At 40.7% G+C, this 10,550-nt stretch carries 10 protein-coding genes; 9 read left to right on the top strand and 1 reads right to left on the bottom strand.

All coding sequences use genetic code 11. The annotated features are described in order from the left end of the window. Positions 1-550: 550 nt before the first annotated feature. Positions 551-700 (bottom strand): hypothetical protein, encoded by a 150-nt coding sequence (locus AAEY99_RS06075; protein ID WP_157822765.1) that lies wholly within the window; start codon positions 698-700, stop codon positions 551-553. Positions 701-945: 245 nt separating this feature from the next. Here AAEY99_RS06075 and AAEY99_RS06070 point away from each other — a divergent pair, with 245 nt between their 5' ends. From AAEY99_RS06070 to hflC, 9 genes are all read left to right on the top strand, one after another. Then, a complete protein-coding gene (locus tag AAEY99_RS06070; RefSeq protein ID WP_101085232.1) occupies positions 946-1,401 on the top strand; it encodes a hypothetical protein in 456 nt (151 codons plus the stop codon). A gap of 172 nt (positions 1,402-1,573) precedes the next feature. After that, positions 1,574-2,032: a tRNA (adenosine(37)-N6)-threonylcarbamoyltransferase complex ATPase subunit type 1 TsaE gene (tsaE, locus tag AAEY99_RS06065; RefSeq protein WP_101085233.1), complete on the top strand. Its 459-nt coding sequence runs from the start codon at positions 1,574-1,576 to the stop codon at positions 2,030-2,032. Between the two features lie 2 nt (positions 2,033-2,034). After that, positions 2,035-3,378, top strand: coding sequence for an N-acetylmuramoyl-L-alanine amidase (locus AAEY99_RS06060; protein WP_101085234.1), 1,344 nt, complete (start codon positions 2,035-2,037; stop codon positions 3,376-3,378). 1 nt (position 3,379) lies between these two features. Next, entirely contained in the window at positions 3,380-5,242 is a 1,863-nt protein-coding gene (mutL, locus tag AAEY99_RS06055) for a DNA mismatch repair endonuclease MutL (protein WP_335691006.1), read from the top strand. A 1-nt stretch (position 5,243) separates the two neighbouring features. Continuing rightward, positions 5,244-6,170 (top strand): tRNA (adenosine(37)-N6)-dimethylallyltransferase MiaA, encoded by a 927-nt coding sequence (gene miaA / locus AAEY99_RS06050; RefSeq protein ID WP_101085236.1) that lies wholly within the window; start codon positions 5,244-5,246, stop codon positions 6,168-6,170. Between the two features lie 83 nt (positions 6,171-6,253). After that, on the top strand, positions 6,254-6,511 hold the full coding sequence (gene hfq, locus AAEY99_RS06045) for an RNA chaperone Hfq (RefSeq protein ID WP_011638750.1): 258 nt from the start codon (positions 6,254-6,256) through the stop codon (positions 6,509-6,511). Positions 6,512-6,531: 20 nt separating this feature from the next. Then, on the top strand, positions 6,532-7,839 hold the full coding sequence (gene hflX / locus AAEY99_RS06040; protein WP_101085237.1) for a ribosome rescue GTPase HflX: 1,308 nt from the start codon (positions 6,532-6,534) through the stop codon (positions 7,837-7,839). Between the two features lie 33 nt (positions 7,840-7,872). Beyond that, complete coding sequence (gene hflK, locus AAEY99_RS06035) at positions 7,873-9,033, top strand: FtsH protease activity modulator HflK (protein WP_162023870.1); 1,161 nt, start codon at positions 7,873-7,875, stop codon at positions 9,031-9,033. 2 nt (positions 9,034-9,035) lie between these two features. Then, positions 9,036-9,914 carry a protease modulator HflC gene (gene hflC / locus AAEY99_RS06030; protein WP_101085239.1) on the top strand — a complete coding sequence of 293 codons (879 nt, stop codon included), beginning with the start codon at positions 9,036-9,038 and terminating at the stop codon, positions 9,912-9,914. Positions 9,915-10,550 lie beyond the last annotated feature (636 nt).

The raw sequence follows: 10,550 nt of genomic DNA, 5'->3' as shown, positions 1-10,550 counted from the left end.
GACATTAGCTCAGTTGGTAGAGCGATACCTTGCCAAGGTATAGGTCATCAGTTCGAACCTGATATGTCGCTCCAAATCACTTCCCTAGTTTAAAATACAACATTAGCTCAGTTGCGCTTTTAGAAAATGCGATACCTTTTTGTTTGCCAAGCTAGACGTCATAAAGCGGTCATCAGTTCGAACCACTCTTTATTTATAAAGAAACGTCGCTCCAAATCACTTCCCTAGTTTAAAATACAACATTAGCTCAGTTGCGCTTTTAGAGAATGCGATACCTTTTTGTTTGCCAAGCTAGACGTTATAAAGCGGTCATCAGTTCGAATCCCTCATTATTAAAAAGATATGTCACTCCAAATCACTTCCCTAGTTTGAAATCCCTAGTTTGAAATGCGACATTAGCTCAGTTGCGCTTTTAGAAAATACGCTACCTTTTTGGTTGCTAAACTAGACGTCATAAAGCGGTCATCAGTTCGAATCCCCCATTATTAAAAAGATATGTCACTCCAAATTACTTCCTTATTAATCCTATTTGCTCCAAATCTTCTTTGTTCTAAATCTTACGAATAACTACAGCGACAGTTAGCTCAGTTGCGCCCTTAGAGAATGCGATACCTTTTTTGTTTGCCAAGCTAGACGTCATAAAGCGCTCATCAGTTCGAACCATTGCCGATATAGGGCGATCTACATTTCTGGTGTTCATCAATGTGCTCTAACTCACCCTAAACCTTATTATTTTAATAAATTTGCATCATTTGTGTTTGAGCAAATCTTTTTGCAATCAACAAATAAGTGATCTAGTACTCACTTCTTCATGGATCTCTAAAGTAAGCGCATATTGGTGAAGTAAAACATGATCTGGTTCAAATCATTTACCGTTGTAATCTTTGATAATCAACTCAAGATAGATTTTCCTAAGAAGTTAGGGCTTTAAACGAGGTGAGTTTTATGCGGATCCAACAACTAAGTGAGCTACTTGATTACGTTGCTAATTGCCATCTCGATATGGAGAAATTATATAAGCGCTTAGATCGTAATGCAGATTCCTCTCGAGTTAAGATGATGTTGACTTATTTTCAACAACACCAAAGACATATTTACGAAACGTTAGAAAGCTATATTGAAGATGCACCATCAAGAATATTAAATACTTGGTATAAAGACATTACTTTTGAAGATTTTAGCAAGCGTTGCAATGAAACGTCACTCCCTGCCAATATGAAAGAAGACGAAGTGCTTGAATTGCATTTAGACCTAGAAAACCGCTTAATCGCGTTACTAGAAAAAACAGCTATTAGTAGCCCAACTGATGAAATTAAAAGTGCATTAATGGACTTAGTCCGTGTTGCACAAACACAACAAAAACGTTTAGTTCATAGCACCATCCGTATGGATGACATTTAAACGAGGCGTTGAAAATTTAATATAACTTCCTGAAGTGTGATTTTGCCAGCTATTCCCAGTAGCTGGTTTTTTTATTAACAAAAAATAACCACTATAACAGTGGGAGTTCCCCGGTAACTTCTGGTATATTTAGCATTCTTGTATCTCTTTTTTATGGAAGCTGACTTTACACATGACATCGCTGTTTAAAACCCTTGAAAATGAACAAGCTACTGTTGCCCTTGGACAACAAATTGCACAGTGGATAAAGCCGCCACTCACTATTTATCTTACGGGGGATTTAGGGGCGGGTAAAACAACGTTTAGTCGAGGCATTATTCAAAGTTTAGGTCATCAAGGCGCGGTGAAAAGTCCGACATACACCTTGGTCGAGCCCTATGAATTTAATGATATGGATGTATTTCATTTTGACCTATATCGATTAGCTGACCCAGAAGAACTCGAGTATATGGGTATCCGTGATTATTTTACTGACAGAAGTGTGTGTCTAGTTGAATGGCCTAATAATGGTCATGGATTACTCCCTGAGGCTGACATCCATTTGCATTTGCGTTATAAAGAATCTCAAAGACAAATTGAATTACAAGGCTTATCCCCTGCTGGGCAGGCAATTATAAATAAAATAAAATAATAATGACTTTAAAAAATACGTTTTTTACCTCTGTAGTATTCATGCTGTTGTTTTTGCAGTCTAATGTGGTTTGGGCTGCCAACCAACTTGATAGCGTGCGCATTTGGGCTGCCCCAGAATCGACGCGAGTGGTGTTCGATTTAACTCAATCACCTAATTATGACAGCTTTACCTTAACCGGTCCTCATCGTTTAGTGGTCGACATTCAAGATACTGGCGCCAAGATTAATTTAGATAAAATAGCTAACAATAGTAAAATTATCAAAAAGATACGCTTTAGCTCTCCACCTAAAAAAGGTGTATTGCGTCTGGTTATGGATTTAACTAAACCGGTAAAGTCCAGTCTGTTTACATTGCCTCCTACCGCTCCTTATGGTAACCGCCTTGTCGTCGATTTAGAAGATTCTAACGGCGAGTCGCCAACGGTGAATACGGTCAGTCGCTCTGCTAATCAGTCATCTAGAGATATTGTGATCGCCATTGATGCTGGACACGGTGGTGAAGATCCTGGCTCAATTGGCCCCTCTGGGACTTACGAAAAGCGTGTGGTGATGGAAATTGCAACGCGTTTAGCCAGCAAAATTAATCAAACAGCAGGAATGCGTGCTGTGATGACGAGACGTGGTGATTATTATATTCATCCAAATAAACGCTCTGAGCTGGCTCGTAATATTAAAGCAGATTTATTGATTTCAATTCATGCAGATGCATTTACTTCTCCTCAGCCTCAGGGCGCATCGGTTTGGGTATTGTCTATGCGCCGTGCAAATACTGAAATTGGTCGTTGGCTTGAGCAAAAAGAGAAGCACTCTGAGTTATTAGGGGGTGCTGGAGAAATTATTCAAAACTCTGATAGCGAACAATATTTAGCCATGACCCTTTTAGATATGTCGATGAATAGTTCTATGGCGATAAGTAATTCTATTGCTGGCGATGTATTAAAAGATCTCAACAGTGTCACCAAATTACATAAGCATAAACCAGAAGCTGCTAGTTTGGCGGTACTTAAATCGCCGGATATACCTTCAATTCTGGTGGAAACAGGTTTTATTTCTAATCCACAAGAAGAGCGTTTACTAAGAAACCCAGCGCATCAAGAAAAGATAGCCCGCGCCATCCATTCGGGAGTGCAACGTTATTTTGCTAGTAATGCGCCCAGTGATACTTTGATTGCTAAAACACGCTCTGACAGCTCGCAAACACAAAAGCATAAAGTACAACGTGGTGAGTCATTGTCTGTTATCGCTCAGCGATACCGCGTTTCTATTTCACGTTTAAAGCAGGCTAATAACTTGAAGTCAGACGTGGTTCGTGTTGGTCAACATCTTGTGATCCCAAGGGCTTAATATGGCTATTCAGCTGCTACCACCTCAACTTGCAAACCAAATCGCAGCCGGTGAAGTAGTGGAACGTCCGGCTTCGGTGGTCAAAGAACTGGTTGAAAACAGCCTTGATGCTGGTGCGACTAGAGTTGATATTGATATCGACAAAGGCGGCAGCAAGCTTATTCGTATTCGCGATAATGGTGCGGGTATTCCTAAAGATGAGTTGGCATTGGCGTTATCGCGTCACGCAACCTCAAAAGTACATACGCTCGATGACCTCGAAGCTATTTTAAGCTTTGGTTTTCGGGGCGAGGCCTTGGCCAGTATTAGTTCAGTGTCGCGATTAACATTAACGTCGAAAACTGCAGAGCAATCTGAAGCTTGGCAGGCCTATGCTGAAGGCTCGCAAATGGACGTGAAAGTGACTCCTGCTGCGCATCCTCAAGGCTCGACTATTGATGTGGTCGATTTATTTTTTAATACTCCCGCCAGACGCCGTTTTTTAAAAAGTGATAAAACTGAATTTACTCATATAGATGAGTGGTTAAAGCGCATAGCCATTGTTCGTAGCGATATTCACTTTACCCTGACACACAATGGTAAGTTAGTACGTCAGTATCGTCCTGCAAATACTGACATTCAAACTCAACAACGTTTGGCGCAAATTTGTGGCAGAGCTTTTGCTGAACAGGCATTGAGCATTGCTTGTGAACACGATGATTTATTATTAACGGGTTATCTGCAGTCGCCACAAGACACTGTTATCACCGATACCAACTTTTTTTATGTCAACGGACGCTTAATTAGAGACCGATTGGTTAACCATGCCGTAAAACAAGCATTTGCTGAATATGGTATTGAACATCAGCCGGGCTATGTGTTGATGTTATCACTTGACCCACATCAAGTAGATGTCAATGTTCATCCTGCTAAGCATGAAGTGCGGTTTCATCAATCTCGTTATGTACATGACTTTATTTTACAAGCGGTGCAATCGGCATTAGTCGAAATGCCTTTATTACCTTTATCAGATGAATTAGAACATCATGATACTGTTGTCACAATGCACACCGAATCAAACATGATGCATGATGCGAAAGTGGCCGATACCACAGAAGACATTTTTACACTTAATCATGGTTCGAGTAAGGCGATTAACAGCGTTAGTCAATTTGGTTCGATGCATGTACCTGGTAAGACAAATGGCTCATCTGGTGGCTATTCAGCTGCAATTAAGCCTAGTTATGGTACAAAGCCTTCTGGTGAACTCTCTTCTGCCCAGACTAAAACGGCTATTGTCAATTATGGACAATTGTTGCATACCCCGATGAATAGCGCGGTATCCTATGTTAACGAGGCTGTACATCAAGTTGCCATGCCGCCGTTATTAGCGGGTGAGCATTGGGTTATCTGTAAAGATGATAAGCTGTCATTACTGTCGATAAAAACCGTGTTATTGGCAGTAAGAAAGAAAGACATAGCAACCAAATTAGCTAACGGTTTAGTGTCGCAACCTTTATTAATGCCTGTGTCTTTAGCCGCAGATTTGGACTGGATAGAAACCTTAGCCGCTCGTGATCAATTACTGCGTCAAATGGGTATTGAATTAACAATTCGCTTCCAACAGTTGATTATTAAAAAAGTGCCCCCATATTTGAGGGAATGCCAACTTGCTATTGTGATCCCAGAGTTACTGCAATGGATACAATTAGAGCAACCTACAGAAAGCGCTATCGTAGGTTGGTTGGCACAACAAAGTTTATCGCAATTTGAGCCAGCTCAAGCTTTATGGCTGCAATTTTGTTCACTTGACGATGAAACGCAACAAACTTGTTATGACCAAGAGCGGATAATGCCTTGGCAAAATTGGATGAAAGATAATTAACGTGAATAGTGTCGATAAGCCGAAAGTGATTTTTTTAATGGGGCCTACCGCCTCAGGCAAAACGGCATTAGCCATTGATATGGCAACTCAATATAATTGTGAAATTATCTCAGTAGATTCTGCGTTGATCTATCGTGATATGAATATAGGGTCTGCTAAACCCAGTGCTGAAGAGCTGGAAATGGCTCCGCATAAATTAATTGATATTCTTGACCCTAGCGAAAGTTATTCCGCGGCAGATTTTCGCCGTGATGCATTATTGGCTATCGAAGACATTATTAGCCGTGGTAAGACCCCTTTACTCGTGGGTGGCACCATGATGTATTTTAAGGCATTGTTAGAAGGCTTATCACCTTTACCCAGTGCTGATGAAGCTATTAGGCAACAAATATTAGCGCAAGCGCAAACCGAGGGTTGGGATGCGCTGCATCAAGAATTGTGTAATATTGACCCTGTTGCTGGAGAAAGAATTCATCCTAACGATCCACAACGATTGTCGCGGGCTTTAGAGGTTTATCGGATCAGTGGCAAAACAATGACTGAATTGACACAAACTAAGTCAGCCGCTTTGCCGTATGATGTAGTGCAATTTGCTATTGCACCAAACGATCGAAAAGTATTACATGAGTTAATCGCAAAGCGTTTTAATATCATGTTAGAGCAAGGTTTTATCGAAGAAGTTGCGCGTTTGAAAGCGCGTGATGATTTGCATTTAGAGCTACCATCTATGCGTTGCGTTGGTTACAGACAGTGCTGGCAGTACCTAGATAATGAATTTGATCATGCGACAATGGTCGAAAAAGCTACCGCAGCCACTAGGCAATTGGCTAAACGTCAATTAACATGGTTGAGGAGCTGGCCAGATTTACAGTGGCTTGAAAGTGGTGTAGAAGGGAATTTAGTTACGCTTATGCGACAAAGCCGCTAGCTTATTAGCTGTTGCTGTATAATACTAAAACTAAACAATAAAACTTAATTCAACATATTTTAAAATAAAAAAGGAAATTGAAAATGGCTAAGGGGCAATCTTTACAAGACCCATTTTTGAACGCATTGCGTCGAGAGCGTGTACCAGTCTCTATCTATTTAGTGAATGGTATTAAATTACAAGGCCAAGTTGAGTCATTCGATCAATTTGTTATCTTGTTGAAAAATACTGTAAGCCAAATGGTTTACAAACACGCTATTTCAACAGTCGTACCAGCACGCCCATTTAATGTTTCTGCTCACCAGGGTACTGCCCATGGTGAAGAAAGCGATGCTGAATAATTTGAAAAGGAATATAATTTTTGTTTGATCGTTATGAAGCGGGTGAAACAGCTGTATTGGTTCATATAGACTTTTCAGACGAAGAGCGTCGAGAAGATCTAATTGAATTACAGTTGTTAGTTGAATCTGCTGGTGCTCGCTCTGTTGGAGTGATTACTGGCAGCAGACGCTCGCCGGACCGAAAGTTTTTTATTGGTTCCGGTAAAGCAGAAGAACTTGCTGCTATGGTCGCTGCTACTGAAGCCAATGTAGTGATTTTTAATCATGCATTGAGTCCAGCTCAAGAGCGTAATCTTGAAGTGGTGTGTCAGTGTCGAGTCTTAGATCGAACTACGTTGATCCTTGATATTTTTGCTCAACGAGCGAGAACTCATGAAGGTAAGATGCAAGTGGAGCTAGCGCAATTGCGCCACATGTCGACACGCCTAATTCGTGGTTGGACTCATTTAGAGCGACAAAAAGGTGGTATCGGGATGCGAGGGCCGGGTGAGACCCAGCTCGAAACAGACCGACGTTTATTACGAGGCCGGATTAAGAATATTAATCGACGCCTCGATAAAGTAGATAAACAACGTGAGCAAAGCCGACGAGCTCGTAAGCGCAGTGATTTAGCGACTGTGTCTTTAGTAGGCTATACAAATGCGGGTAAATCGACATTATTTAATGCGCTAACGTCATCGGATGTTTATGCAGCCGATCAGTTATTCGCAACATTAGATCCGACACTGCGTAAATTATCGTTACCTGATGGTGCGGTGATTTTAGCGGATACTGTTGGGTTTATTCGTCATTTACCTCATGATCTCGTCGCAGCATTTAAAGCCACATTACAAGAAACTCGACAAGCTGAAATTCTTTTACATGTCGTTGATTGTGCTGATGACAATATGACTGAAAATTTTGACCAAGTACAAAGAGTATTGGAAGAAATTGATGCAGATGAAATCACTCAATTGATTGTATGCAATAAGATAGATTTACTTGAAGATTTCGCGCCTCGTATCGATTACGATGAAGATGGTAAACCTGAGAGGGTTTGGGTCTCTGCGCAAAAACGCATTGGATTTGATTTGCTGCTGAAAGCGATAACCGAATTAATCGGTGAAGTGATTTGCGAGCTTACATTGAAAATACCTGCATCAGCAGGACATTATCTTGGCCAGTTTTATCGACTGGATGCAATACAGCAGAAAGAGTATGACAATCTGGGGAACTGTATTTTATCTGTTCGTTTATCGGACGCCAATTGGCGCCGATTAGCTAAACAGAGTCAAGGGGAATTAGAGGCATTTATTTTTGAACCTTCAGAAGTAGACGCCACTTGTTAATCTCATTTATTTCATCCAATTATGGAGTGCTAAATGGCTTGGAATGAGCCCGGTAACAAGGGGAACAAAGACCCTTGGGGAAATAAAGGTGGTAACGATAAAGGGCCACCAGATCTTGACGAAGTATTTCGTAACCTATCAAAACGCTTTGGTGGCAAGGGAGGCGGTAGCGCCACTGGTCAGCCATTTAATTCATCTTTACTGATTATAATAGCAGTGATTGCCTTAATTATTTGGGCATTGTCTGGCTTATACACGGTTAAAGAAGCTGAGCGTGGAGTGTTACTCCGTTTTGGTCAGCACATCGGTGAAGTGAGTTCCGGTTTACATTGGAAAGCCACTTTTATTGACGATGTGACAATGGTTGATGTGGAAACGTTCCGTTCGATTCCAGCGTCTGGCAGAATGCTGACATCTGATGAAAATATCGTGAATGTTGAACTTGTGGTTCAATATAGCGTATCAGATGCTTATTCATACTTGTACAGTGCAGTCGATGCCAATTCGAGTTTACGTGAAGCGACTGATAGTGCGTTGCGCTATGTCATTGGTCATAATCGTATGGATGACATTTTAACCACTGGACGTGATGCTATTCGTCGTGATACTTGGACTGAGTTAGAGCGTATTATTGAGCCGTATAAATTAGGCTTGGAAATTCGTGATGTTAACTTTTTACCCGCTCGTCCTCCAGAAGAAGTAAAAGATGCATTTGATGATGCTATCTCTGCTCAGGAAGATGAACAGCGCTTTATTCGCGAAGCTGAAGCTTATGCTCGTGAAATCGAACCCAAAGCGCGTGGTCAAGTAGAGCGTATGGCACAACAAGCTAGTGCTTATAAAGAGCGTGAAGTTCTTGAAGCTAGAGGTAAAGTCGCTCGATTTGAGAAGTTATTACCTGAGTATAAAGCTGCTCCAGGTGTAACCCGAAATCGTTTATACATAGATGCGATGCAATCTGTGTTGGCTGATACAAATAAAGTTCTTATCGACACTAAGAGTAGCGGTAATCTGATGTATTTACCTTTGGATAAGCTGATGGATTCTTCTAAGAGTCTGCGCAATCAAGTAGAACCTGAGGTAGAACGTCACATCAATTCTGTTTCTAGTAGTGGTGTAGACACACCTATTACTAGCATGCCAACAGATGGTCGTCTCAGCCGCGAAGATCGTAATCGCCAAGGGAGGAACTAACAATGGGTAGATTAGCTCTGATCATTCTAGTGATCATTTTAGGGGTGAGTTTTTCCTCTTTGATGGTGGTAAGCGAAGGTGAACGCGCGATTGTTGCACGTTTCGGTAAGGTGCTTAAAGATGGTGACGTAACAACCGTTTTTGCTCCTGGCCTTCATTTTAAATTACCTTTAGTCGATAAAGTTCGCTATCTGGATGCTCGTATCCAAACATTGGACGGCGCAGCAGATCGTTTTGTTACTTCTGAAAAGAAAGACTTAATGGTCGACTCTTATGTTAAGTGGCGTATTCGTGATTTTGAAAAGTACTATCTTTCTACCAATGGCGGTATTAAAGCCAATGCAGAAAGCTTATTACAAGCCAAAATTAGCAACGATTTACGTACTGAATTTGGTCGTCGCACAATCAAGGAAATTGTTTCAGGTAAGCGTGATGAATTGCAAACCGACGCATTAGAAAATGCTTCTGAAAGTGCACAAAATCTCGGTATTGAAGTAGTTGATGTGCGCGTAAAGCAAATTAATTTACCTGCTAATGTCAGTATTAGTATTTACCAACGTATGCGTGCTGAACGTCAAGCTGTGGCGAAAGAGCACCGCGCACAAGGTAAAGAACAAGCTGAAATTATCCGTGCGACTATTGATGCCAATGTGACAGTAAAGATTGCTGAAGCTGAACGTAAAGCCCTTACTATTCGTGGTGAAGGTGATGCATTAGCGGCAAAAATTTATGCTGATACCTACAGTAAAGATGCTGAGTTTTATAGTTTTTTACGTAGCCTAGAAGCATACAAAGAAAGTTTTGCCGGTAAAAATGACATTATGGTGTTAGAACCTGAAGGTGATTTCTTCAAGTACATGAAATCATCTAGCGTTAAATAATACCCGCGTATGTTTTTTGCATTAAAAAGCTCGGTTTATACCGAGCTTTTTTGTGCCTATTATCTAGGTCTGTAGATCTTTACTGGTTGAATTTTGTTCGAGATAAAAATGTGTTAACCGAGGCGAGTAGATTACAGCCTAGTAATCTAAGCAACCATCACGTCGAGAAGATGCACTCAACAAAGAGTAAAACGTTTTTAGCCGAACCCTTGTGCAGTGTTTGTGAGTTATTTCTACTGCGTTATCAGCTTTCATGTAGAATAACTACGCCACAAAGCCTCTGCCTTGTAGCTCTTGTTTAAGTAATGACCAAAAGTTCGCTGTAAAAATAACCTTGAAAGATCAACCGACCCTAATGTTTTTGCTATGAATTCAGTTTTCCCAAAAGCGGTCATCAATCACAACAGTAGATATTTCTGATGTCTTTTATTATTTATCATTAATAATTTATTGTTTTAAATGCATTTCTCAAGCTTTTTATTGCTAATTAAGTGGCAACTAATTGTTATAAAATGGCTGATTTATAAGCGATTTTGAAAAAAATGTTAATATCCTCATCTTAGATGTGTGTTTTCACTATGATCTGGTTCTAATTTTTCGCTATAATGAGCACCGCCTCAAACTATGATTTTAGCG

It is taken from the genome of Shewanella sp. S1-58-MNA-CIBAN-0166, from assembly GCF_040310085.1.
Taxonomy (GTDB): Bacteria; Pseudomonadota; Gammaproteobacteria; order Enterobacterales; family Shewanellaceae; genus Shewanella.
Note: the sequence above shows the minus strand (reverse complement) of the source record. Positions and strands in the feature narration are given on the sequence as shown.